A 22011-nucleotide genomic window follows, 5' to 3' on the forward strand; every position below is an offset into this window, starting at 1 on the left:
GCCGCACAGTGCTCCGGGGGCGGGAACTAGAGTGATGAGCGTGGCAGGACGGATTCGGGAGAGCGACATCGCGGAGGTGCGCGAGCGCAACCGGATCGACGAGGTCATCGGCGATTACGTCGCCCTCCGCAGTGCCGGCGGCGGCAGCCTGAAGGGGCTTTGCCCGTTCCACAACGAGAAGACCCCGTCGTTCAATGTGCGCCCCACCCACGGCACCTTCCACTGCTTCGGCTGTGGCGAGGGCGGCGACGTGATCAAGTTCGTCCAGAAGATCGATCTGATCTCGTTCGTGGAGGCCGTCGAGCGGCTCGCGGACCGCGTGGGCTTCCGGCTGACCTACGAAGGCGGCGGCGGAAGCGTCCAGCGCGACCGCGGCACCCGCGCGCGGCTGATCGAAGCCCACCGCGCGGCCCAGGAGTTCTACGCGGAGCAGCTGCTCACCCCGGACGCGCGCGCGGCACGGGACTTCCTCTCCGAACGGGGTTTCGACGCCGCCGCCGCGCAGACGTTCGGCTGCGGGTACGCCCCGGCGGGCTGGGACAAGCTCACCAAGCATCTGCTCAACCGCGGGTTCGAGGTCAAGGAACTGCTCACGGCCGGGCTCGCCAAGGAAGGCCAGCGCGGGCCGATGGACCGGTTCAACCGGCGGCTGCTCTGGCCCATCCGCGACGTCGGCAACGAAGTCGTCGGGTTCGGCGCGCGGCGCCTGTACGACGACGACCGGGTGTCGGCGAAGTACCTGAACACCGCGGAATCGCCGATCTACAAGAAGTCGCAGGTGATGTTCGGCCTCGACCTGGCCAAACGCGAGATCGCGAAGCGGCACCAGGTCGTCGTTGTCGAGGGCTACACCGACGTGATGGCGATGCACGCCGCCGGGGTCCCGACGGCCGTCGCATCGTCGGGCACGGCGTTCGGCGAGGACCACATGAAGGTCCTCCGGCGGCTGATGATGGACGACGACGCCTTCCGCGGCGAAGTGATCTTCACCTTCGACGGTGACGAAGCCGGCCAGAAGGCCGCGTTGAAGGCTTTCGAGGGTGACCAGACCTTCGCCGGGCAGACCTACATCGCGGTCGCGCCCGACGGCATGGACCCCTGCGAACTGCGGCTCGCCAAGGGGGACACCGCGGTGCGCGACCTGGTCGCGCGGCGGATCCCGCTGTTCGAGTTCGCGATCAAGAGCATGCTCAAGGCGTTCGACCTCGACTCCGTCGACGGTCAGGTCGCCGCGCTGCAGAAGACCGTGCCGATGGTCGCCGGGATCAAGGACCGCGCCAGCCGTGACGGTTACGCGTCGAAACTCGCCTGGTGGGTCGGCTGGCAGGACGCGGCGCAGGTGGTGAACCGGGTCCGCGGCAGCGCGGGTGCCACGGCGAAACGCGCCTCCACCGTCGAGGTCCGGCGGCCCGCTCCGGCGGTCACCGCCACCGCCGAGGAGGACCTGCCGAGGCCCGCGCCCGGCGATCCGCGGTTCATCGCGCAGCGCGAGGCGCTCAAAGCGGCGCTGCAGCAGCCGATGCTCGCCGGGACGGAGTACGACGCGCTCCCCGAGGACGCGTTCACCCATCCGGTTTACATCGCGATCCACAAGGCGTTGCTGTCCGCCGGGGGAGCGGGTTCCGGGCTGACCGGGCCCGCCCTGCTCGACGCGGCCGCCCCGCACTGCCCGCAGGGGACGGTGCGGCGGGTGCTCAGCGAACTTTCGGTGGAACCGTTGCGCGCCAAGGGTGAGGTCGACTCGCGCTACATCTCCGCGCAGCTCGCGGCGGTGCAGGAAAGCCTGGTCGGCCGTCAGATCAACGAGATCAAGTCGAAGCTCCAGCGGCTTTCCCCGGTCGAGGCGCCGGACGACTACCGCGCGCTGTTCGGTGACCTCGTCGCGCTCGAGCAGTACCGGAAGGCGCTGAAGGAACAGGCCATCGGCGGATTGGACTGAGCATGGGCTGGCTGCGTCACCTGCTGGGTGACCGTGTCCCGGCGGATTTCGACGGCACGCTGGACGACGGCGAGCACGTGGTCGGCGGCGCCGCGGTCGAAGGCGGCGGATACCTGCTGGTCACCGCGCTGGGACTGTGGATCCCGGGCCCGCGCCGGGTCGGCTGGCACCTGGTCGGCAAGGCCGCTTGGGCCGATGGCGTGCTCACGCTGACCGAGTCCGAGGAGACCGGGACCGCGGGGAAGGCCGTGGTGCTGGCCGACAAACCCCCGGTCCGGTTCAGGCTCGCGAGGCCGGGCAAGGTCCCGATCCTGCTGCGGCAGCGCGTCGACGGCTCGATCCGGGGGCGGCACCGCAAGGACCTCGAAAACGGGGGCGCGTGGTTCGTCGAGCGCAAGGTCCCCGGCCAGGACGGCACGGTGCTGCAGGTGCGGCCCGATCTGGGCACCGACGTCGACGTGATCAAGGCGATCGCCGAGGAAGCGGCCGAGAAACTGGCCAAGCCGCGCGGCTAGCAGTACGCTCGTACTGTATCGCTGGGAGGCGCCATGTGGGATCCGGTCAAATACCTCGACTACGCCGACCTGCGGGCCCGGCCGTTCTACGACCTCATCGGGCGGATACCGGCCGAGAAGCCCCGCCGGGTCGTCGACCTCGGCTGCGGCCCCGGGAACCTGACCGCCGACCTGGCGGAACGCTGGCCGGACGCGATCGTCGAGGCCAGTGACAGTTCACCCGAAATGGTCGAAGCCGCCCGCTCCCGGGGCGTCGACGCGCGAGTCCTCGACGTCAACGACTGGGCGCCCGAACCGGACACCGACGTCGTCATCTCGAACGCCGTGCTCCAGTGGGTGCCGGAGCATCGCGTCCTGCTCCGTCGCTGGGTCGACCTCCTGCCGTCCGGGGCGACGCTCGCGTTCCAGGTGCCCGGCAACTTCGACGCCCCGTCGCACGCCCTGGTCCGCGCCCACGCACGCACCGAGGAATGGGCCTCGCGCCTGGCCGACGTCGTCCTGCGGGAGAACGAGGCCGTCGACAGTCCGCTCGGTTACGGGAACCTGCTCGCCGACGCGGGTTGCGCCGTCGACGCCTGGGAGACGACGTACCTCCAGCGGCTGGCAGGGGAGGACGCCGTCCTCGAATGGATCACCGGCACCTCGCTGCGGCCGGTCAAGGAAGCCCTCCCCGGGGCCGACTGGGACCACTTCCGCGCGCAGATCGCCCGCAAACTGGACGAGGCCTACCCGCCGCGTCCCGACGGGACCACCTGGTTCGAGTTCCGGCGCGTCTTCGTGGTCGCCGTCGTCCCGTGAAAAGGGCCCTCCGCCCGCAGGTGGAGGGCCCTTTCGACGTGTCGCGAGCGGGATCAGCGCTGAGGCCGTCCGAACCTCTCGCCGACCTTGGCGCGAGCGACCCCGGCGGCGCCCTGCACCATGGGGTGGTCAGCGATCTTGCGGTAGGTCCGCACGATCTGCTCGTACCGTCCCCGGCCGGCCTTCGCGCCCAGTACGTAGCCCGCGGCCGCACCCAGCAGGAACATCTTCATCCGAGTCCACGCCTCCGTTCGATCTTGCTCCGACTGCCATTGTCCCTCAAAACGCGAGCTTGACGAGGCGACGCCGAAAGTGGGGGGTGGGTGCGCGGGCATCGGAGGGCATGGGCTAAAGTTCTCTCATCGGTCGGAGCGATCCGGCTGGTACGGAGCACAATCCCCTGTAGCTCAACTGGCAGAGCATTCGGCTGTTAACCGGAGGGTTCTTGGTTCGAGTCCAAGCGGGGGAGCTCAAGCCCAGGCCACGCGGCCTGGGCTTTTACTTTTCCCGGGCTCTCGCACCGAGGTGTCCACGAACCGTCCACTTTCACGACGACGGCTTAGCCAGTCCAGCCCTTCCATCGCCTCCGCCGTCTGCGCGTTTGCGACCCGCTTCTTCCGGTAGTGCTTTTCGACCACCACGACCGTGTTGTCGAGCTGACCGGCGATCTGCGTCGTCGGCAGGTCGGCCTCGTCGAGGATCGTCGCGACCGTCTTCCGGAACACGTGTGAGGTGACCCGACCGCTGTGAAGGCCTCCTGAATCCGGTTGATCATCGTCGCGGGGGTCAAGCCACTCTGCGCCGAACGCAGGGAAGATCGGCCCGCGCTTACCAACGAGCCCGCGCAGTGGGTGGACCGGTCGTCGATCTCGGGTGACCGGGAAGAGTGGCAGTCCAAACGGGACCCGGATGCCTGGTCGCACGGCGGCGGCGAGACCTGCTACTTCGCGTCGGAGACCGGGTCCAGGTATCAGGCCACGGTCGTGCCGTAGTTCGTTCGGACCGGCTGCCGACTGGTCGTGTCGGCGGCCGACACAGAGAGGCCCCGCGCTCCCACCGTTTGGTGGTTGAGCGCGGGGGCCTCTCTGTGTCGGCCGGATGGTAGGCACGGCCGGGGCTGAGGGTTGCCGGGGGCAGGGTGCTGACTCCCTGCCCCCGGCGCCCGTCACGGGAGTAAAAGCCCCAGCCCGTGACGGGTTTGCCGGGGCACGTATCCCTGCCGCCCCCGGCACCCGTCGCTCCGCTAAGGCGACGGGGGTTGGAAGCCGGGGGCGGGCGGCTAGGACCCGCCCCCGGCGCCCGCACCGGCCCCTAGACCAGTAGCCGATGCGGGACTTCCCGTCGTCTCAGCCGAGCGACGGGGGTTTGAGACCTGGCCAGCGAGCAGGGGAAGAGCGACGCCGACCAGGCGGCCCGACGCCACGCGGGTGAGAGGGGCCCGGCGTCGGGAGTCGGTCATTGCTTTCTCGCGGTCAGATGTTTCCGGCGGCGCGTTTCGGCGGACCTGTTCAGGTGTCCCTGCTCGCAGGTGTACGCGGCGCACGGTTTCAGGTAGACCTTCCCGCAGGCGAGGCAGGTACGGATCTCCTTGTAGTCCTTGGGCCAGCCCTTGATCACCTTCGAGTCGGCGAGCTGCGAATGCGGGTAGCTCGGGCGCTCGGTCGCGGCGGTCATGACTCCGGCTCCGGGGCTTTCGTGGGCAGTGGCGCCAGGACGGCACAGTCCTGGCACGGCGGCGCGAACCCGAGGTGAGGGCTCATGCCCTCGGCCGACGATTCGAGCGGCGGCTGGCCGGTGTTCCTGTTCTTGCACCACAGTTCGGCCCGGCCGATCCGCACCTTCGGCCCGTACATCCAGTGCACGAGCCCGTCACCGTGACCGTGACCGAGCAACATCGGCAGGTACACGGCGCCGGCCTGGACGACGCGCTGCCCACCGTTCTGGAGCACGCCGGGGATCGGCGGCCGCGACGCACCGAACGCAGAGTCCGTCATGGGCTATCGCCTCCAGATCAGTGGGTGGCGGATGATCGTGTCGCGGCGTCGCCGTGAGGCGCACGCGTCGCAAGAGTGGGCGCGCGGGGGAACCGCGGCGCTCACTTCCGACCGGGGAATACGGCGCGGTTCGGCCGCGGCTTCCTGGCACCGGGGGATGAACCATTGGATCGACCCGTCGCCAAACTCGGCCTTAAGAAGGTCGTGCGCCTGACCGCCGAGGACCTGGCCCGTGCAGTAGCACGGCGCGTAGTCCTCATCGGTCATCGCGAGCACGGCCGTCACCGGCGACCCTCGACGCGATTCTGATTTCTGGCCAGGCCGACGACCCGATCGACGGCTGTGCCGTTCGGATCCAGCAGGTTCAGGACCCGCTCTCTGCGCCATCCCCGATTTGTCACGGGAACGAAGCTAAGAGTGATCAACCTCTGCTTGTGTGCTGGAAGTACACAAGGCCCTCACGTCACCCGGTTGGGGCAAGCCCCATCCGCCACGCCAGATACCGGATGTCCCGCCCGTCCGCGTCATCGTGCTGGGCGTGGCGCAGCTGGTCACGGACCGCTTCGCGTGCGAGCAGGTTGTTCCGCAGCTGCTGAACGGCGAGCCCGTCGGCGCGCTTGAACGCCTCGATCCCAGCACGCCGGGTCTTCCGCTCTGGGATCAGGCCGCGGCCCATCTCCGTCCAGAACGCCACCTGCCTGGACACGCTGATCGGGGTCACGTCGAGGCCGCGCGCCGTCTCGGCGACCTTCGGCCCGTCACCCAGCTCCACGCCGATGCTGACCTTCCAGATCCCCACGTTCGTCCGGCCGTAGACCAACATCGACAGCGGCCAAGGACTGACGTCGGGCTCGATCAGTTCGGCGATCTCACCCGACTCGGCGAGGTGCATCCGCGCGGTATCCGCCTGCCCCTGGGCGGCAGCCGCCATCGCGGCGGTCAGGTGCGCCATGCCGAAAATCTCCGGCCGCTCACGCGGGGCACCATCGGCGACCGCCACCGCGAGCTGATACTGCCGGGGCCGGTCCGTGCCGGACAGTGTCTGCGCCCGCACCCAGTCCACCGCCGAGACCCACTGCGGATCACCCAGTTCGGCGGCCGCGGCGTGCATCCGCTCGATCGCGACGATCGGCAGGCCCGCGTCACCGAGCCTCCCCGACAGGGACGTGGCCACGTCATAGGCCTGGATGAGGTGGATCAGTGCGTCGTGACGATGCGGCCCGCGTGCAGACAGGACAAGCAGTTCCTGCAGCAGCCGAGGGAGTAGCTCGACCTCCTCGGCGTACTTGCACGCCGGGCGCAACTCCAGATGGAGACGAACAGACTCGGCGACGATCTCTTCCCACTCGCGTGGGACCACGTCGGGCACCTCACCGATTCGGTAGCCGAGCAGGACGTCGCTCAGCGCGGTCAGCCCGGCCTGCGCAGCCGCCGTCTCCGGGTCGACCGACCCATGAGGTTTCCGCGTCAGCTCGGTCGGCGAGACTTTCAGGGCGTAGGAGATGGCTTCCAGCTTCTGCCGGTTGTTGACGACCTTGTCACCGCGCTCGATCTGCGCCCAGTAGCCGAAGCTGATGCCGGCCAAATCGGCGGCCGTGCGGATGGTGAGTCCTCGCCAGCTGCGGAGTTCGAGGATCCGAGCACCGAACTCGTTCTCGTTCAAATCGTCGGGCACCAAAGAGACCACCCTCATTCGCAGAGTCGACCTCTTCGCGTGCCCCCGGGAGCTACCCGGGGGCGATCCTCTGCGAAGAGGTACGAGAGTCAGTGTACTTGCCGACGAGATCGTGCGGTCTTTACCTATGCGAGGTCGAGCCCGCGCAGGTGTCCACAAACCGTCCACAAATGGGCAGACATGAGGTAACACGACGCTCAGGGGCGGGGTAGTCGTCCTTGCAGCTAGAAGACACGAGATGACATGAGGTGGCACAGTGAGACAACCGACTTCGTCGGAGCCAGTTACCCGGAGGGTTCTTGGTTCGAGTCCAAGCGAGGGAGCTCAAGCCCAGGCCACGGGGCCTGGGCTTCTTCGTGCCCAAGGACGGACAACCCGGATCCATCACAAACCCATCAGAAATTCTCAGCCCTCACCATCGAATTCTTCCTCTGTCATCATCGACTCCAGCGCGACGGCCGTCTCCAGGTTCGCCTTCCGGGGGTTCCTGTAGTGCCGTTCGATCGCCGTCGATGACAGGCCGGCCTCGTTCAGCACGTCGCTCACGGTCTTCCGCCACACGTAGGTCGAGCAGGCCGCGGCGACGCTGAGGCACGCGGCCGACCTAGCTGCCGGTGTCACGTCGGTTCGTCCAGCACGCCGGATTGACACGGTGGCGCGCCGCCTCGGCCGCCACCGCTCCACTCCGGCCATCGCCGATCTGCTCGCACGGCTGGAGGCTTAGCGAGGTCGGGTCGACTCTTCGGCCCACGCCAGATAGTCCGCCGAGCCGCGGGCCAGCTCGACGGCCGTGACCTCGGGCTTGTCCCACGGGTAGGTTAGGGGCTGGACAGGTTTCACCGCGATCAGCTGGACGTCGAGGGGCCCCGGCAGCGCATCGGCTGCCGGGGCCCCTCGACTTTCACAGGGGTTTAGCCGTCGGTCTTCTTCTTAGGCTTCCGGCCGGCCTTGCGGAGGGCGAGCAGGAGCGGGGAGAGCAGCCCGGCCACGACCAGTGGCGTGGCGGTGGGCATCTTGACCGCGAGGAACACCAGCGCGCACACGATGCCGAGCAGCAGCAGCGTGACCGGGATCAGCAGCATGACCGCGTGCCGGGTGCGGTCCGGGTGACCCAGGACGTAGTGCAGCAGCTCGGTCCAGCTGGTGTTCCTGCGCGGGTACGGCGGTGTGACGCCGAGACTCGCCCAGTCGATCGGACGAGGACCTCGGGGCTCGTCCTCGCCGCACGAGGAACGAATGCGCTCCGCTGTGAACTGGACACCGGTGTTCAAGCTCAGCTGACGAAACAGTGCCTTGTCCGTCTCGCTCACCGACGGTGCCGGCGTCGTGCTGACGGCCTTCTCGCTGACGGCGCGGATGTTCTCCGCCTCCTGGTGCAGCTTCTGCCACAGGTCCATCACCAGATCGACCTGCGTGGGGGTCAGGCCACAGGCTTTGACGAAGGCCTCGACCTGGTCGGGGTTGCTCGGAAGACCGGGTCGTTTGGTGTCGGGCAGGCTGTAGGCGGTGGAGCGCGGCATGCCCGTCTTGATGGAGATCTGGCCGCAGCTCAGCGGCGAGGTGTCGAGGATCCGGCCCATCAGGGCCCGGAACCCGGCCGCGTCGACCGCTTCGAAGACGAGTTCCTGCTTGCCGGGGATGGTCATGGTCATTACCGGCCCTCCTGCTCGCGGTGCAGGCGGGCCAGTTCGTCGGCCGCCGAGCGCAGGAACCGCAGGTTCTTCACGATCTCGCCGATGCCGCGCGGGACCGCGAGGACGGCGACGAACACGACCATCACGCCCGCGGCGATGCCCGCGGCCGCGAGGATCGGGGTGCTGTCGTGCACGTTGAGGAAGATGGTCAGGCCGACGGCCAGCGTGATGATGAAGGCCTCCGGCCAGGTCAGTCTGACCGCGGCCGGGACGGTGCCGCCCCCGGAGGACGGTCTCACCGCTTTCAACGTCATGTCGTTGCCCTTCTGCGAGAAACGCGCCTGCCCGCCCCGAGTTGGAGAAGGGGCGGGCGAGGGTGGTGCGTTTCGTGGTTGCGGATTTACGAGCGTTCGCCGGTCGGGCTGTCGTGGCTGGAACCACGGCCCTGTCGGCGACGTCCCGGGATGGGACCGGAACCAGGAAATCGTCCCGCACGGGCACGCACATGAGAAGACTGGCGGCTTAAACGATGTCTATACGTGCCCGGTGAAGGCCCCGTGGACACGACGAAGGCCCCGAGCGGAATTACGCTCGAGGCCTCGCCTGAGTGCGCGGGCTAGTTCCAGCTAGACCGCCGATTCCTGTGCTCCACCGCAACCACGCAGAAGGGCCTCAGGACCTCGCCACCCCCACTCACGGGCGGAGAAGACACGACACGGGCAGTCATCGGCACGGAACGAGACAGACCACGAGGCCCCCACGGTACGACATCGGTGATCACGGTGCCTCCCCTCCGGTGCGGATGGATGTCCTTTCCTGACGAGAACCAGAATGACCCGCTGCCGACCGGCTCGGGTCCACTCGTGGACATCAGACGGCGGTCTTCCGAATTCCCGCAGGTCAGCCGTATCGCAGAAGCGTCCACGAAGATCACGTGGACGTCCGTGGGCACCCATCGGTGAACGCCGGGTCCTGGGTGACCTGGAACCCTTGCTCAGGTTTCGTCCTGCGGAGGCACGGCGATGGCGATCTTGCCGCGTGGGCGTCCGCGGCCGGTGCCGCCCTCCAGGAGTGCGTGCGCCTGCGCGACTTCGTCCAGCGGCAGCACGGCGCCGATCACCGGCCGGACCTCGTCCTGCTCGACCAGGCGGCCGAGGGCTTCGAGCTTCGCCCGGCCGGGGCTGACGAAGAGGAAGTGGTAGGTCGCGTTCACACCCCACGCGGCGAGCAGGTTCTGGGGTTCAGGCGTGTCCACAATGGACACCACGCGGCCTTGGCCGGCGAGGACCTCCGGGCTGCGGGAGAGGGTGTCCCCGCCGACCGTGTCCAGAACGACGTCCGCCCCGCCCAGCTCGCGGACCCGCGGCGCGTAGTCGCCGGCCGAGAAGTCGATCGCGACGTCGGCTCCCAGCCCGGTGACGAACTCGTGATCCCTGGCCCGCGCGGTGGTCACCACTTCGGCTCCCAGTGCGACGGCGATCTGGACGGCGACCGAGCCGACGCCGCCCGCGCCGCCGTGCACCAGGACCCGTTCCCCGGCCCGCACCCCGGCACGTTCGGCCAGCGCCTCCCAGACCGTCACGCCCACGAGCGCGAGACCGGCGGCCTCGACGTGCGACAACCGCGCGGGCTTGCGCGCGACCAGGGCCTGGTCGACCACGTGGAACTCGGCGTAGGTCCCCTGCCCGGCGAAGATCGGCGCGAGATACCAGACCTCGTCGCCCGGCTGGAAGTCGTCCGCCCCGGGACCCGCTTCGACCACCACGCCGGACACGTCGTTGCCGATCACCGCGGGCAGCGCCACCTGGTCGCGGTAGTCGCCGCGGCGGGTCTGCAGGTCGAGCGGGTTCACGGACGTCGCCAGCACGCGCACCAGCAGCTGTCCGGGACCGGGAGCGGGTCTCGGCAGCTCACGGAGGGCGAACGAGGTGTCCGCGTCACCGAAGCGGACGAGTTCCACCGCGCGCATCGAAGTCGGCATGCCTCGATCTTGGATCTACATATCGTAAATTGTCAATATGATGATCGACCGGCAGCCGGTGCCGCGTTCTGCCTCGGGGCCTGGAAACCGCCGATCCTCTGTTCGAGCAGTTCGGCCAGCCGCAGCGGGGTGCGGTCCTCGAACATCGGACCGATCAGCTGCACTCCCACCGGCAGCCCCTCGGGGGACAGGCCCGTCGGCACGGCGGTGGAGGGCAGGCCGGGCATGGTGGCCAGACCGGCCCAGACGAGCTGGTCGAAATACGGGTACCCGACGCCGTCGATGTCGAGCCTGCGCTGCAACGGATCCGGGTTGTGGTCGTGCGGGAACGCCGGAGTGGGCGTGATGGGGCACACCACGGCGTCGAACTCGGCGAAGAACCGCCGCCAGCCGTGACGGTGGAGTTCGCGGCGGCCGTTCGCCTCGATCCAGTCGAGGTGGCTGAGCACCATGCCGCGCAGCCGCGCCGCGTCGAGACTCTGGTCGTCCGCGCTCAGCTCGGCGGCGCGGGTCCGCAGTCGCTCGAGGTCCTCGACGGGGAAGCGCGCGACGGTGCTCGAAAACAGGAACTGCGTGTAGAGCGTCGCGGATTCGGCCAAGTCGGGCAGGAGCGGGCTGTGCCGTTCGACGCGGGCGCCGCCTTCGGCCAGCGCCCCGGCCACCCGGTCGACGCCCGCGCGCACGGCGGACCCGGTCGGAATGAACGGATGGTCGTCGAGGACCAGGACCCGGAAGTCGCTCAGCCGGCTGTGGCGCGCGGGCGGCAGGTTCAGGTCGTACGCCACGCCGTGCGTCAGCGGATCCGGCCCGGCCATGACGTCGAGCAGGAGCGCGAGGTCGCGGGCGGTGCGTGCCATCGGACCGGCGACGGCGAGGTCGAGATCGACCGGCAGGGCGGGAGTGGTCGGCGGGACCATGCCGCGGCTCGCCACCAGCCCGAGGGTCGGCTTGTGCGCGTAGACGCCGCAGAAGTGCGCGGGGGTGCGCAGCGAGCCGGCGAGGTCGGAGCCGATGGACAACGCGCCGAACCCGGACGCCAGTGCCGCCGCCGATCCGCCGGAGGACCCGCCCGAAGTGCGGCTGCGATCCCACGGGTTGCCGGTGGTGCCGTATATCCCGTTGAAACTCTGGATGTCCTGCAGCCCCAAGGGAACGTTGGTCTTGCCGAGCACCACCGCGCCGGCGGCCTTGAGCCGCGACACCTGCACCGCGTCCTCGGCGGGCATGAAGTCCCGGTGCTGCGGCATGCCCCAGGTCGTCGGGAGCCCGGCGACGTCGTAGCACTCCTTGACCGTCACCGGAATCCCGAGCAGCGGCCGGTCCTCGCCGCGGGCGCGCGCCTGGTCGGCATCGCGCGCGGCGGCCCGCGCACGGTCGAAGTCCGGCACGCAGATCGCGTTGATCGCTTCGTCTTCCCGCTCGATACGGGCGATCGCGTCGTCGGTCAGCTCCGCCGACGTCACTTCACCGGCGCGCAAGGCGGCCGAAAGTTCTTGGGCCGTCGCAAAATTCCACTCCATGAAGCGACCGTATAGGCACCTGGGCGGGGGCATAAAACACAGATCCGGGCAAGCGGCGGCGTCTGTGATGCGAACGTTCTTGCGCGACGAACTCCGCTCGTGCCTTGGCGGCGGGTGTCGTCGGCCGTTCCGCGGTTGTGCTGCCGACAGACGTGATCGGGGTTCAAAAGGTCTGGCGGGAATCGGAATCGGGAAAGGAACGCGGGTCGGTAAGGCCTTCGGCGAACGACCGGGAGTCGTCGGCGAGAGCGAGTTCCGTCTCGAATTCGGCGTCGAACCAGGTCACCGCGGGCCCGCCGGTCCGGCCGCGGTCGCGGTAGTCGAGCGCGATCCAGTAGTGGCCGTCTCCGGAGAGCGGCACCAGCGGTTCCGGTAGACCCCACTCCTCGACCAGACAGGGAGTGCCCAGCAAGGAGGTCGGCCGGGAGAGGGGAAACGCGCTGAAGGCCGCGGCCACCTGCGGAGCTGACACGCCACACGCACGCGTGGCCTGTCCTGCCCGGCGCCTGGTCGTGCGAACCGCGCGGAAGTGCCAGGTGCCGAGCAGGGCGGGCACCGGCTCCCAGTTCCCCACGGTCGGCGAGGTGGACAAGGTCAGCGGCGCGGCCGGGACGTTCGACGTCGTTCGTCGTTTCCGGCTGGGGGACGACGCTTCGGATCGCGGGCCTGGGCGATCCCGATGAGCGTCAGCACGACAGCGAGGCCGACGACGATGCCGATCAACGTGAAGACACCGGCGCGCCCGGAGCCGTCTGCGAGGACGACGGTCTCGACGGCACTGAGAACCACCACGAACACCTCCTACTATCCACGATAGTAGACTGTCGCGATGCCGTGCCTCCGGCTACCCGACGATGCGCCGGGCGCCCATCAGGTGCCCGTCTCCCTTGACCGATCGGACGTCGACCAGCTGACCTTCGGTGGGCGCGTCGACCATTTTGCCCGGGCCGGCGTACATGCCGACGTGATGGATGGCGCCGGGGTTTCCGGTCCCGTCGTCGTAGAAGACGAGGTCGCCGGGGACGAGCTGGTCGAGCGGGACGGGCTTGCCGACGGTGTACTGCTGGCGGCTGGTGCGGGGGAGTGAGATGCCCGCCTGTTTGTACGCCCAGGAGGTCAAGCCGGAGCAGTCGAATTCGCTCGGCCCGGTGGCACCCCATTCGTAGCGCGAGCCCCGTTTGGACAATGCCGCTTGCAGCGCGTCGTTGGCGGCGCCGGGCGGGCCGAGGTAGGAGCCCTTGTCCTGGACCTTGCCGAGTTTCGCCTTGTCCGACGAGGGAAGCTCACCCAGCGCTTCGCGAACCTTCTTGATCTGGGTGTCCAGATCTTTCTTGCGAGTGCGCACCTGGTCCAGTGCCCAGGACGCGTCGTCGGCCGCCAGTCGCGCCATTTCCTGTGCGTCCGCCGCGGAGGCTCGCGCTGACTGGGCCTTGTTCAAAGCGTCGCGAAGACCGTCGAGTGCCCGGGACTTGTGGTCGGCCAGGAGCGCGAGCGCGGACGAGCGGTCGAGGAAATCCTGTCTGCTGGTGCTGTCCAGGAGCGCCATGCCGGTGTTGAGTCGCTCACCCGCCAGCGCCGAGCGGGCGATCGTCTCGACCTGCGGGCGGAATCGCGTGATGGCGTCCTGTGCCTCCGTGAGATCGCTGTTCGCCTTGCCCAGGGCGGCATTCGCGTTGTCCCGGTCGGCCTCGCGGGTCTTGAGCCGGTCTTCCGATTCACGTAGATCCTCGTCGGCCTTCGCGGCCTGTGAGCCGAGCTCCTGGTAGCGCTGCATCGGATCTTGGCTCCCCGAGGGTGGTGGCGCGGGTTGCGCGCCGGCGGGAAGCGCGCCTATGCCGAGAACCATGAGTGCGGCGGTTGCGGCGAGAGGGTGCCGGAGGGAGCGACGCCGGTGCGGTGTCACGGGTACTGGATCTCCTGTCGTGCGAATGTGCGGCGTGGTCGGCCTCCCCGAAGGCCTGGCGGTCACAGTAAGGTCACGCCGCCCCGGCTGTCTACTATTACTTTTAGTACTAAGGAGATAGTTGTCCGTGTTCACGCCGCATACGCTGGGAGGAGATGCCGCTGTACGAGGCGCGGGGCGGACGGCCGTCACGCCATCTGTCCTGTGCGGATGCGGATCGTGGCTGGTGACCTCACTGGGTGGGCGAGCACGCTGTCCGTGCGCCACTGGCTCCGGACCCCGGCCGCTGGCGCACATGCTTCGACGGCCCGGTCATCGGTGGAGGGTATGGCTGGGCGGGTGCCCGAAGGCTGCGCGGTGAGCGGCGGCGAGTCTGCCGGGGTTGGAGAAACCCCACCGCGCGGCGATGGCGGCGACGGTGTCGTGAGGAGGGGAGGCGGCGAGCAGGTCACGATGCGCGCAGTCCATCCGGGCTTTTCGCAGGTAGGCCATCGGGGTGGTGCCGAGGTGACGCCCATCGGGGCGATATGCGAGTGGACCTTGATCCGAAAAGTGACCTCGTCGAATCGCGCCGGGCTCAGCCTGCGGATGACCAGGCGCAGCAGATGGCTGTCTCCGGGGGACCCGTCGGTGCGGCATCACTGGCGTGCACGACCATAACGCTATTCCCAGCTCCATTGCAGGCCGTGGACTCCGGGAGCCGCGTTCCGCCGCGACACGTGGACGGTGCGCGTGGCGTCGGGGCGCACAGTGATCCACCCGGTGGTCCGGTTTTCGGGCGTGCGGGTCCGCCAAGTCCGGCACGCGACCGGCTCCGCTCCCGGGGCGAAGACGACCTCACAGTGGTAATGCCCCACGGATTCCGCGATCCGCCGGTGATGGTTTTCGGCGACGAAAGGCCGCGGGTACTCCTGGACGAAGCCGATGGCCAGCCGCTCGCCGCGCCGCAAAGTCTTGTCCAGCAACAATTCCGTCAGCGAGAAGCCCTCTTCGTCGAGGGTGAGCACCGTGCCGGGACGGCAACCGTCGCCGTCGACCACCAGCGGCGGCGGAACGCCCGGCTTGCTTCTGGCCGCGAAGATCATCGTGCGTGTGCGGTCCTGTCTCGCTTCGACGAGCTCCCGCACCACGAGGCGGCCGGTCTGCCGGTCCGGTCGAACATGGAACGTCTCGTGCAGTTCGATCTTGCGGACCGGGTCCACCAGGCTGTCCCGGAATTCTTCCAGCAGTGGCGGCAGAAAAGCCGGATGTCCCCACGCCCGGCACCGACGGTGAAGCGACGTCGCGGAACGCACCCCGCGACCTCGCGGGCGTGGGGAACCGATCAGCCGTCGCAGGGAGCCGGCCTGCACCGCGAGTACCTCTTCCAGGATTTCCACCGCCCGAAGCGATTCCTCCCGTTCCGGGACGCTTCGGCCGCTCTGCCAATGACTCAGCGTCATCGTGCTCACCGAAGTGCCCCGGGCACTGAGGCGGTAGTGCAACTGCCGGAGGCTGAGGCCGCGGGCCTGCGCCGCCATCGACAGCGCGCGGCAGAACGGCCCGGCCCGCAGCGCCTCGGCGAACTCGTCGGTCTCGGTCATGGCTCACCTCGCCGCGACAGTCTGCGACGAAGGTTTCCGGCGCGCCACCGTCTTTCGCCGGTTGACAGCGGCTGGAGAAGCGAAAGCCGGTGGCGCGCTTCGTTGTTTCTATATCAGCAGAAAACCGCGTTGAGCAGCTTGACGAACGCCGGGTTGGGATCGCCCTCGGTCGGTGCGCTCGTGATCGAAAGCTCCAGCCGTTTGGTGGTGTCCGGCGTGGTCAGCAGCTGCGAGGAGTAGCCGGGGATGCCGCCGCCGTGGCCCCACACCTTGGTGCCGCACGGCAGGGGCTGCACCTGCAGGCCGAGGCCGTATTCGGGGCTGACGGCGGTGGTCTTGGTGATTTCCCGCTGTTGCGCGGGCTTGAGCAGCTTGCCTTCGGCCAGCGCCACACCGAACGTGTCGAGGTCGCGGGTCGTGGAGATGATCTCGCCGGCGGCCCACGCGACCGACGGGTTGATGCGGGTGATGTCGTTCGGCTTGCCCGCCACGGTCACGTAGCCATGGGCGTGCGGACCCCGGATGTCAGGGTTGTCACCGGGCACCTCGGTGCCGTCGAGGTGCAACGGCTTCAGGATCCGCTGTTCGACCGCTTTCCCGTACGGCTTGCCGGTCAGCTTCTCCACCAGCAGGCCCGCGACCACGTAGTTGGTGTTGGAATAGCTCCACCGGGTGCCGGGATCGAAGTCGAGCGGCCGGTCGGTGGAGATCTTGAGCATTTCCTGGGGCGTCCAGTGCTTGTAGCGGATCTGCTCGAACTCGTCGGGGTCGAGCGGCAGCGCTTTGGTGTAGTCGTAGAGACCGCTGGTGTGCTGCATGACCTGGCGTACCGTGATGCGGCTGTCGATCAGGCCGGGCAGATAGCGGACGACCGGCGCGTCGAGCGCGAACTTGCCTTCGCCTTGGAGCTGGAGCAGTACCGTCGACACGAACGTCTTGGTGATGCTGCCGACGCGGAACCGGCCGTTTTCCGGGACCGGGCGGTTCGAATTCAGTTCCGCCTTGCCGGAGCGTGCGGAGAATCGTTGGTGACCGTCGGTCACCCTGACCTGCGCGCCGAGCGCCCCTCCGCTCGCGACGATCTGGTCCAGCGCCTCCTGCACGACCTCGCGGTCGGTGTCGGTGCCGGCGTGCGCGGTGCCCGTGGTGGCGATCAACCCGGCCGCGGTGAACGCGGCCACGAGTCGGATCATCGTCGAAGTCCGCAACAATTTTCTTTGCATGATAAGAAAATCTCCCCTTGTGCCCGAAGGCTCTCCCCAGGCGGCGGTTCGCCGCCGGACCCAGCCGACGCTAGCGTTCGGTGATCACCACCCGCAGTACCCGAAAATCACAACCACTCGAACAGAGCAGAACACCCCATACCGGAATGATCCGTTCAGGGCGTCCTTCTACCCCTCTGCGGTGCGCTGATTCGGCTGCCACTCAAGTCACGAACAGCTAGCGCTCACTCTGGCGGTGGAGCACCGTGCCAGCCGTCTGTCCCCTGCTCGGGCTCGCTTCGCCGCTTTTGTAGCACAACTGTGCTATTTCTGATGTAGCATGACCGTGCTATAAAACTGACGGACGGAGAACTCCATGACCGACGCCCTGATAGTCGGCGCGATCTTCCTGATCATCGTGCTGATCACCCAGATCGGCGTGCGCCCGCACAACCTCTTCCTGGCCGCGATGCCCTTCGTGACCTCTGTCGTGATGGGCTACCTCGTCCTCGGTCTGGGCTCACATCGATACGCCTCCGGGGATCCCGGCATCGCCGCGGCCGGGGTGGCGATCGGCGTCTTCTTCGGGTTGTGCCTCAACCGCGCCATGACCCTGTACCGGGATCCGCACCGGAACGGCCGCCTGTACACCCGTGGCGGCGCCGTCTACCTGGCCATCTGGCTGTTCGTGCTGGTGGGGCGGATCGCGTTCATCGCCGCGCTGGAGCATTCCCCGTCGTTCGCCGTCTCGTTCGGCCGGCTCCTCGACCGGCTGGACGGCAGCCCCGACGGCGTGGGCGCGTTCTTCCTGCTGATGGCGCTCGCGATGAGCGTCACCCGCGAGATCGCGCTGCTGTCACGGGCCCGGCGGATCCCTCGGCCCGACGGTTCTCTCGCGGCGGCTCAGGGGGTGAGCCGGGCGTAGAGGTCGTGTTCGTCCGAACCGGCATTCTCAGCGGCCTGTCCAGTCCGGTTTCTCCTTGGCCAGGAACGAGCGCACGCCGACGGCGAAGTCCTCGCTGCCGAACACCGCGGAGACGACGTCCTCGTCCGGTACCAGAAGCCGCCGCCGCATCCGGCGGGCGATCTCCTTGGCGGCCCACTGGGTCAGCGGCGCGCCTCGCCGGAGATCGGCGAGCACGCGGTCGACCGCGTCGTCCAGTTCCTCCGGCGGCACGAGTTCGGTGAGCAGGCCCGCGCTTTCGGCGGTGGTGGCGTCCAGCAGACGCCCGCGCAGCAGCAGGTCCAGTGTCGCGCCCGGGCCCACGTGCCCTATCAGCAGGGAGATCGTGTTGGCGGACAAGCAGTTCCCGAGCGTTCTGGCGATCGGCACGCCGAAGCGGGCGCTGGTGTCCGCGACCCGCAGGTCGCACGCCGCCGCGAGGGCAAGGCCGCCACCCGTGCAGGCGCCGCGCACCACGGCCACCGTCGGTTTCCGGACCGCTTCCAGCCTGTCGACCACTCGCGCGATCGAGGCCTCGTAGTCGACGCCGTCCTGTCCCGTGCGGAACCCGGCGAACTGCCCGATGTCCGTGCCCGCGACGAACGCCTTGTCCCCGCCGCCCCGCAACACGAGCATCCGGACGTCCGGATCGGCGTCGGCCCGTTCGCAGGCCGCGTGCAGCCCCTCGTACATGGCGAAAGTGAGCGCGTTGCGCGAATCGGGCCGGTTGAACGTCACGGTCAGCACGTCGTCGTCGAGGTCGACGAGCAGATCGTCACCGGGGCCGGAGACGGGCTTCGGCGCGAACTCGGCGAGCACCTTCTCGGTGTGTTCGCCGAAATCGGGTCCGGCGGTCTCCCGGCGGGTGGGGGTGCGGGAGAAACGCATGGGCGAGCCGAGCTGGCGCACCTGTCCGGCGTCGGGATGCGCGGTGTCCCAGAAGAATCCGCGATGGTTCAGGTGTTCGTCGGTGAACACCTCGGTGTGATCCGAGATCGGCGCGCACGGCACTCCGGCCGCGACCAGCGTCGTGACCAGCTCGGCGGTGGTGCGCTCCCGGGTGGTGCGCTCGATGTCCGGGATCAGCTCGCCGCGCAGTTCGAGCCGCGAGGTGCTGCTTTCGTAGCGTGGATCGTCGTACAGGTCCTCCCTGCCGAGCGCCTTGGTGAACGCGGCCCAGGTGTTCGGCGTGATCGCGCCGACGGTGATCCAGCCATCGGCCGTCTCGACAGCCTGATACGGCGCCTGCGACTGATGCGCGGTGCCGTGCCGTTCCCCCGGCTCGCCGGTGGCGAAGTACTGCCCGGCCTCCCAGACCGCCAGCGAAACCCCGGATTCCAGCAGGGAAACGTCCACGTGCTGGCCCTCGCCGGTGCGGTCGCGGTGGCGCAGCGCCGCGGTCACCGCCAGTGCGACGTACAGCCCGCAGGTCAGATCGCAGATCGGCACGCCGACCTTCGCCGGTCCGGCCCCGGGCTCACCGGTCACCGACATCAGCCCGGACCGGGCCTGCGCCATGATGTCCAGCCCGGGCTGATCGGCCAGCGGGCCGTCCTGCCCCCAGCCCGAGGCCGACGCGTAGACCAGACCGGGATTCGCGGCCAGCAGTTCGTCGGGGCCGAGGCCCAGTCGTCGCATCGCGCCGGGGCGGAGGTTCTCCACCACCACGTCCGCGGCGGCGGCCAGCCGGAGGAACGCCGCCCGGCCCTCCTCGGACTTCAGGTTCAGCTCGACGGCTTCCTTGTTCCGGTTGAGACGGAGAAAAGTGCTGCTCACCCCGCCGACGAAGGGGCCGGTGGCGCGGACGGGGTCGCGTGCCTCGCGCGACTCGACCTTGATCACTCTGGCGCCGAGATCGGCCAGCTGGGCGGTGGCGAACGGCGCCGCCAGGAAAACGCCGACCTCGACCACCGTGATGCCGTCGAGCGAGCCTGCCATCTTGCCTCCCGAAGACGTCTTCGGACTTATCCGCATGGCGGAATACAGCTATCGCCATACGAATTTTAGCCTCGGGGTGCCAGAATGGTCGAGTCCGAAGATCAGGTGAGCCGGCGGACGAACACCGGTTCATCGAACTAGGTGCGGTCGGTGCTCTGGAAACCGCACCGGCGCCAGAAACCCTCGGCGCCGCCCGCGACCGGCACGACGCTGGTCTCCAGCGATTCCCAGCCGGCGGCGCGCAGTTCGTCCACCATCAGTTCGACGGCACGGCCGCCGATGCCGCGGCCCTGGTGGTCCGCGTCGACCATGAACCGGACCAGGTGCGGAGTGCCGGTCTCGACTTCGACGAGCAGGACGCCGACCGGCAGGTCGTCGAGGTGGATGGCCCGCAGGACGGCGCCCGGTTCGTAATTGCCCTCGGCGACGGTGAAGGCGGCCGGTGCGACCAGATGGCGTTGATCTTCGGCCAGACGCAGCTCGCACACCGCGCGGACGTTCTCACGGGAAAGGGGCTGCAGCGATACGGTCATCGCCCGACCGTATTGCATCTGCTCCGGGAAAAGCCCGCACGGGGTTCCGCCGAACGCTATCGGCCACCGCTCACGCGAAGGGATCGCGGTGGCGGACCCGCGGTCCGCCACCGCGCTGGACGCGGCTACTTCTTGATCTTCACGCACGCGACGTCGAGGCCCTCGATGGAACCGCAGACCTTGTTGCCGTGGCCGATGTACTTGCCGTTGCGGTTGGTGACGGTCGCGCTGAAGGCGCCCATTTCGCCGGTCTGCTGGGAGACCAGCGTGGTGCCGTCTTCCGCGGTGACGATGGGCGTGCCGTCGGTGGACGGCGAGGCGATCGCGGGACCCGCGATCGCGCCGAGGCCGGCTCCCGCTGTGACGACCGCCAGTGCGAGTGTCCGCATCCGGTTCATGTTTCCTCCAGTGTCTTGGGAAAGTGCGTCGGTGGTACTCGCACAGACTGCGGAGGCGTCCGGCTGCGAACCTGCAGATCGCGGTCCCGGCGGGTTCGCCCCAGATCGACAGTTCCGTGATGACCATGTCGGGATGACGCTTTTCGCACTGCCACAACGCTTCCGGCTCGCTCGCGGCTTCGGCCACCGCCTCCACCCCCGCCGAATCGCGCAGCAGCCTGCTGAGCGCGTATCTGATGAGGGGTTGATCGTCTACTACGAGCATGGTGACGCGGTTCATGGTTCCCCTTGGGGTATCGACGGGCGCCCGGTGTGGCCCCGGGCCGTGCGGCGCCCGCATTCGCCGAGAACAGGGTCGCTCGCTCGGGCGATCCGTCAAACCGACCGCCGCGGCGACGTCGGTACTCATTTGTTCGTCGAATCCTCTTTCGTCGCGGTCCGGCATGGATCTTCCCGCTTCTCCTCGCGAGTGAGGACCAGCAATCGGGTGACACGGGAGAAAAGCCGCCACGCGAGGAGGCCGGATTTGGGCCGGACGGCGGATCGGCGATACACATTCCGAACGCGCCGCGCCGGACACGTGGAAGTCCGCACGCTGTTGTGTTGTCAAGTTCCCCTCGGGGAGGGATGATCCGATGGGTTCGACTTCATTCGGTTCCCGCCGGGCCGGGAACCGGCACTCGACATATCCGTTCGCGCCCGTTCATCGTACTGGATTGGTTCCGTTCGTTGAAAAACTCGCGGTGATCGCATTACCGTGATCCGCCCGATATCGTTACCGGAAAGCCGCATTTCCCGACCGTGCATTCACACTCGCACTTCGGTGGGCGAAGCACGATCATCGGGCGTCCGGGATTGCGAGGAAGCGGGGACCGCGCCGGGCTGGCGGCGTGATCGTCCGGCATGGTGGTCCTCCCTCGTGCTGCCGCGCCGAAGGGCACGGTCACCGGGGGAAGGGCGGGACGCCGCGGCGCTGGATACCTCTTTCCCGTTCCGGCTTCCGGAGGGCCGGACCGTCTATAGGGTTCCGGGCATGAGCCAGTCGATCCCGTTCACCGACCCCAACTTCAAGATCGCCGTCGTCCAGGAGCTGATGTACAACCAGGACCTCCTCCCGAGGTTCAGCCTGCGGGAGTACGCCGCCGAGCAGGGCTTCACCTACGACGACGGCGGCGTCGAGGCGGTGCCCGAGGCCCTGGCCTACTTCGAGGCGCTCGAAGTTCCTGTCGAGCTCGCGGAGAAGATCACCGAGATCGAGATGGACGGTGGCAACGAGATCTACCTCGAGATCGCGCCGAACTGGGACGGCGAGGACAGCCTGTTCGACGTCGACGAGTTCGCCGACCTGGCGCACTTTCCCCACCTTAAGTCGATGACGCTGCTCTACACGGGCAACGAAGAGGCGCTGAAGATGTTGCGTGCGCGCGGTATCGAGGCGGACTGGCTCTGATCCGG

The 22011-nt window shown here is 68.5% G+C and carries 25 protein-coding genes, 1 tRNA gene and 1 pseudogene; 7 read left to right on the forward strand and 20 right to left on the reverse strand.

Annotation, left to right across the window (positions count from 1 at the left end):
* Positions 1 to 34: 34 nt before the first annotated feature.
* From dnaG to AB0N89_RS33865, 3 genes are read left to right on the forward strand one after another with little or no spacing between them, the layout of a single operon-like run.
* Positions 35 to 1939, forward strand: coding sequence for a DNA primase (gene dnaG, locus AB0N89_RS33855; RefSeq protein ID WP_364213343.1), 1905 nt, complete (start codon positions 35 to 37; stop codon positions 1937 to 1939).
* A 2-nt stretch (positions 1940 to 1941) separates the two neighbouring features.
* A complete protein-coding gene (locus AB0N89_RS33860; RefSeq protein ID WP_364213346.1) occupies positions 1942 to 2454 on the forward strand; it encodes a hypothetical protein in 513 nt (170 codons plus the stop codon).
* A 33-nt stretch (positions 2455 to 2487) separates the two neighbouring features.
* On the forward strand, positions 2488 to 3252 hold the full coding sequence (locus AB0N89_RS33865) for a trans-aconitate 2-methyltransferase (protein WP_364213349.1): 765 nt from the start codon (positions 2488 to 2490) through the stop codon (positions 3250 to 3252).
* Between the two features lie 53 nt (positions 3253 to 3305).
* Here the strand turns inward: AB0N89_RS33865 and AB0N89_RS33870 are convergent, their stop codons facing one another.
* A complete protein-coding gene (locus AB0N89_RS33870) occupies positions 3306 to 3485 on the reverse strand; it encodes a hypothetical protein (RefSeq protein ID WP_007031230.1) in 180 nt (59 codons plus the stop codon).
* 163 nt (positions 3486 to 3648) lie between these two features.
* On the opposite strand from AB0N89_RS33870, the gene AB0N89_RS33875 reads away from it, so the two are divergent.
* Positions 3649 to 3721: transfer RNA gene (locus tag AB0N89_RS33875), tRNA-Asn, on the forward strand.
* A 1-nt stretch (position 3722) separates the two neighbouring features.
* Here AB0N89_RS33875 and AB0N89_RS33880 read toward each other — a convergent pair.
* Positions 3723 to 3977 (reverse strand): hypothetical protein, encoded by a 255-nt coding sequence (locus AB0N89_RS33880; protein WP_364213353.1) that lies wholly within the window; start codon positions 3975 to 3977, stop codon positions 3723 to 3725.
* A 42-nt stretch (positions 3978 to 4019) separates the two neighbouring features.
* Between AB0N89_RS33880 and AB0N89_RS33885 the strand changes: the two genes are divergently transcribed.
* Positions 4020 to 4244: a hypothetical protein gene (locus AB0N89_RS33885; protein WP_364213356.1), complete on the forward strand. Its 225-nt coding sequence runs from the start codon at positions 4020 to 4022 to the stop codon at positions 4242 to 4244.
* A 463-nt stretch (positions 4245 to 4707) separates the two neighbouring features.
* Here AB0N89_RS33885 and AB0N89_RS33890 read toward each other — a convergent pair whose 3' ends face one another.
* From AB0N89_RS33890 to AB0N89_RS33955, 14 genes are all read right to left on the reverse strand, one after another.
* The gene (locus tag AB0N89_RS33890; protein WP_364213359.1) at positions 4708 to 4926 is read right to left on the reverse strand and encodes a hypothetical protein; all 219 of its coding nucleotides are present in this window, start codon (positions 4924 to 4926) and stop codon (positions 4708 to 4710) included.
* Positions 4923 to 5246, reverse strand: a complete 324-nt coding sequence (locus AB0N89_RS33895; protein ID WP_364213362.1) for a hypothetical protein — start codon at positions 5244 to 5246, stop codon at positions 4923 to 4925. Before AB0N89_RS33895 ends, AB0N89_RS33890 begins: the two co-directional genes overlap by 4 nt.
* A gap of 463 nt (positions 5247 to 5709) precedes the next feature.
* Positions 5710 to 6921: a helix-turn-helix transcriptional regulator gene (locus tag AB0N89_RS33900; RefSeq protein ID WP_364213366.1), complete on the reverse strand. Its 1212-nt coding sequence runs from the start codon at positions 6919 to 6921 to the stop codon at positions 5710 to 5712.
* A gap of 405 nt (positions 6922 to 7326) precedes the next feature.
* Positions 7327 to 7467: a hypothetical protein gene (locus AB0N89_RS33905; protein ID WP_364213369.1), complete on the reverse strand. Its 141-nt coding sequence runs from the start codon at positions 7465 to 7467 to the stop codon at positions 7327 to 7329.
* Positions 7468 to 7832: 365 nt separating this feature from the next.
* Complete coding sequence (locus AB0N89_RS33910; protein ID WP_364213372.1) at positions 7833 to 8573, reverse strand: hypothetical protein; 741 nt, start codon at positions 8571 to 8573, stop codon at positions 7833 to 7835.
* Positions 8573 to 8869: a hypothetical protein gene (locus tag AB0N89_RS33915; protein WP_364213375.1), complete on the reverse strand. Its 297-nt coding sequence runs from the start codon at positions 8867 to 8869 to the stop codon at positions 8573 to 8575. The genes AB0N89_RS33910 and AB0N89_RS33915 overlap by 1 nt, the downstream gene beginning before the upstream one ends.
* A 680-nt stretch (positions 8870 to 9549) precedes the next feature.
* Positions 9550 to 10536 carry a zinc-binding dehydrogenase gene (locus AB0N89_RS33920; RefSeq protein ID WP_364213378.1) on the reverse strand — a complete coding sequence of 329 codons (987 nt, stop codon included), beginning with the start codon at positions 10534 to 10536 and terminating at the stop codon, positions 9550 to 9552.
* A gap of 32 nt (positions 10537 to 10568) precedes the next feature.
* The gene (locus tag AB0N89_RS33925; RefSeq protein WP_364213381.1) at positions 10569 to 12056 is read right to left on the reverse strand and encodes an amidase; all 1488 of its coding nucleotides are present in this window, start codon (positions 12054 to 12056) and stop codon (positions 10569 to 10571) included.
* Positions 12057 to 12219: 163 nt separating this feature from the next.
* Entirely contained in the window at positions 12220 to 12528 is a 309-nt protein-coding gene (locus AB0N89_RS33930; protein WP_364213384.1) for a hypothetical protein, read from the reverse strand.
* A gap of 122 nt (positions 12529 to 12650) precedes the next feature.
* Positions 12651 to 12848 (reverse strand): hypothetical protein, encoded by a 198-nt coding sequence (locus AB0N89_RS33935; RefSeq protein WP_364213387.1) that lies wholly within the window; start codon positions 12846 to 12848, stop codon positions 12651 to 12653.
* A 52-nt stretch (positions 12849 to 12900) separates the two neighbouring features.
* Complete coding sequence (locus AB0N89_RS33940) at positions 12901 to 13830, reverse strand: NlpC/P60 family protein (protein ID WP_364213390.1); 930 nt, start codon at positions 13828 to 13830, stop codon at positions 12901 to 12903.
* A 441-nt stretch (positions 13831 to 14271) separates the two neighbouring features.
* Positions 14272 to 14637: a helix-turn-helix domain-containing protein gene (locus AB0N89_RS33945; RefSeq protein WP_364213395.1), complete on the reverse strand. Its 366-nt coding sequence runs from the start codon at positions 14635 to 14637 to the stop codon at positions 14272 to 14274.
* A complete protein-coding gene (locus tag AB0N89_RS33950) occupies positions 14622 to 15542 on the reverse strand; it encodes a hypothetical protein (RefSeq protein WP_364213397.1) in 921 nt (306 codons plus the stop codon). Before AB0N89_RS33950 ends, AB0N89_RS33945 begins: the two co-directional genes overlap by 16 nt.
* A gap of 113 nt (positions 15543 to 15655) precedes the next feature.
* Positions 15656 to 16735: a serine hydrolase domain-containing protein gene (locus AB0N89_RS33955; protein ID WP_364213400.1), complete on the reverse strand. Its 1080-nt coding sequence runs from the start codon at positions 16733 to 16735 to the stop codon at positions 15656 to 15658.
* 385 nt (positions 16736 to 17120) lie between these two features.
* On the opposite strand from AB0N89_RS33955, the gene AB0N89_RS33960 reads away from it, so the two are divergent.
* On the forward strand, positions 17121 to 17669 hold the full coding sequence (locus AB0N89_RS33960; RefSeq protein ID WP_364213403.1) for a hypothetical protein: 549 nt from the start codon (positions 17121 to 17123) through the stop codon (positions 17667 to 17669).
* 27 nt (positions 17670 to 17696) lie between these two features.
* On the opposite strand, the gene AB0N89_RS33965 is transcribed toward AB0N89_RS33960, so the two are convergent.
* The 4 genes and pseudogenes from AB0N89_RS33965 to AB0N89_RS33980 all read right to left on the reverse strand — a co-directional run.
* Positions 17697 to 19625, reverse strand: a complete 1929-nt coding sequence (locus AB0N89_RS33965; protein ID WP_364213406.1) for an enoyl-CoA hydratase — start codon at positions 19623 to 19625, stop codon at positions 17697 to 17699.
* A gap of 137 nt (positions 19626 to 19762) precedes the next feature.
* Entirely contained in the window at positions 19763 to 20158 is a 396-nt protein-coding gene (locus AB0N89_RS33970) for a GNAT family N-acetyltransferase (protein WP_364213433.1), read from the reverse strand.
* Positions 20159 to 20283: 125 nt separating this feature from the next.
* Entirely contained in the window at positions 20284 to 20547 is a 264-nt protein-coding gene (locus tag AB0N89_RS33975) for a hypothetical protein (RefSeq protein WP_364213436.1), read from the reverse strand.
* A gap of 121 nt (positions 20548 to 20668) precedes the next feature.
* Positions 20669 to 21001, reverse strand: a pseudogene (locus tag AB0N89_RS33980) (response regulator); the annotation flags it as partial.
* Positions 21002 to 21589: 588 nt separating this feature from the next.
* Between AB0N89_RS33980 and AB0N89_RS33985 the strand changes: the two are divergent.
* Positions 21590 to 22006, forward strand: coding sequence for a hypothetical protein (locus AB0N89_RS33985; protein WP_364213409.1), 417 nt, complete (start codon positions 21590 to 21592; stop codon positions 22004 to 22006).
* Positions 22007 to 22011 lie beyond the last annotated feature (5 nt).

The organism is Amycolatopsis sp. NPDC089917 (genome assembly GCF_040684635.1).
Taxonomy (GTDB): domain Bacteria; phylum Actinomycetota; class Actinomycetes; order Mycobacteriales; family Pseudonocardiaceae; genus Amycolatopsis.

Excerpts from the sequence above, each read along its gene's own strand:
- AB0N89_RS33860 (WP_364213346.1), top strand. The coding sequence starts at position 1,942 with ATGGGCTGGCTGCGTCACCTGCTGGGTGACCGTGTCCCGGCGGATTTC.
- AB0N89_RS33975 (WP_364213436.1), bottom strand. The coding sequence starts at position 20,547 with ATGCGGACACTCGCACTGGCGGTCGTCACAGCGGGAGCCGGCCTCGGC.
- AB0N89_RS33940 (WP_364213390.1), bottom strand. The coding sequence starts at position 13,830 with ATGCAGCGCTACCAGGAGCTCGGCTCACAGGCCGCGAAGGCCGACGAG.
- AB0N89_RS33960 (WP_364213403.1), top strand. The coding sequence starts at position 17,121 with ATGACCGACGCCCTGATAGTCGGCGCGATCTTCCTGATCATCGTGCTG.
- AB0N89_RS33915 (WP_364213375.1), bottom strand. The coding sequence starts at position 8,869 with ATGACGTTGAAAGCGGTGAGACCGTCCTCCGGGGGCGGCACCGTCCCG.
- AB0N89_RS33965 (WP_364213406.1), bottom strand. The coding sequence starts at position 19,625 with ATGGCAGGCTCGCTCGACGGCATCACGGTGGTCGAGGTCGGCGTTTTC.
- AB0N89_RS33985 (WP_364213409.1), top strand. The coding sequence starts at position 21,590 with ATGAGCCAGTCGATCCCGTTCACCGACCCCAACTTCAAGATCGCCGTC.
- AB0N89_RS33945 (WP_364213395.1), bottom strand. The coding sequence starts at position 14,637 with ATGGAGCTGGGAATAGCGTTATGGTCGTGCACGCCAGTGATGCCGCAC.
- AB0N89_RS33910 (WP_364213372.1), bottom strand. The coding sequence starts at position 8,573 with ATGACCATGACCATCCCCGGCAAGCAGGAACTCGTCTTCGAAGCGGTC.
- AB0N89_RS33925 (WP_364213381.1), bottom strand. The coding sequence starts at position 12,056 with ATGGAGTGGAATTTTGCGACGGCCCAAGAACTTTCGGCCGCCTTGCGC.
- AB0N89_RS33955 (WP_364213400.1), bottom strand. The coding sequence starts at position 16,735 with ATGATCCGACTCGTGGCCGCGTTCACCGCGGCCGGGTTGATCGCCACC.
- AB0N89_RS33890 (WP_364213359.1), bottom strand. The coding sequence starts at position 4,926 with ATGACCGCCGCGACCGAGCGCCCGAGCTACCCGCATTCGCAGCTCGCC.
- AB0N89_RS33950 (WP_364213397.1), bottom strand. The coding sequence starts at position 15,542 with ATGACCGAGACCGACGAGTTCGCCGAGGCGCTGCGGGCCGGGCCGTTC.
- dnaG (WP_364213343.1), top strand. The coding sequence starts at position 35 with ATGAGCGTGGCAGGACGGATTCGGGAGAGCGACATCGCGGAGGTGCGC.
- AB0N89_RS33920 (WP_364213378.1), bottom strand. The coding sequence starts at position 10,536 with ATGCCGACTTCGATGCGCGCGGTGGAACTCGTCCGCTTCGGTGACGCG.
- AB0N89_RS33870 (WP_007031230.1), bottom strand. The coding sequence starts at position 3,485 with ATGAAGATGTTCCTGCTGGGTGCGGCCGCGGGCTACGTACTGGGCGCG.
- AB0N89_RS33970 (WP_364213433.1), bottom strand. The coding sequence starts at position 20,158 with ATGACCGTATCGCTGCAGCCCCTTTCCCGTGAGAACGTCCGCGCGGTG.
- AB0N89_RS33865 (WP_364213349.1), top strand. The coding sequence starts at position 2,488 with ATGTGGGATCCGGTCAAATACCTCGACTACGCCGACCTGCGGGCCCGG.
- AB0N89_RS33895 (WP_364213362.1), bottom strand. The coding sequence starts at position 5,246 with ATGACGGACTCTGCGTTCGGTGCGTCGCGGCCGCCGATCCCCGGCGTG.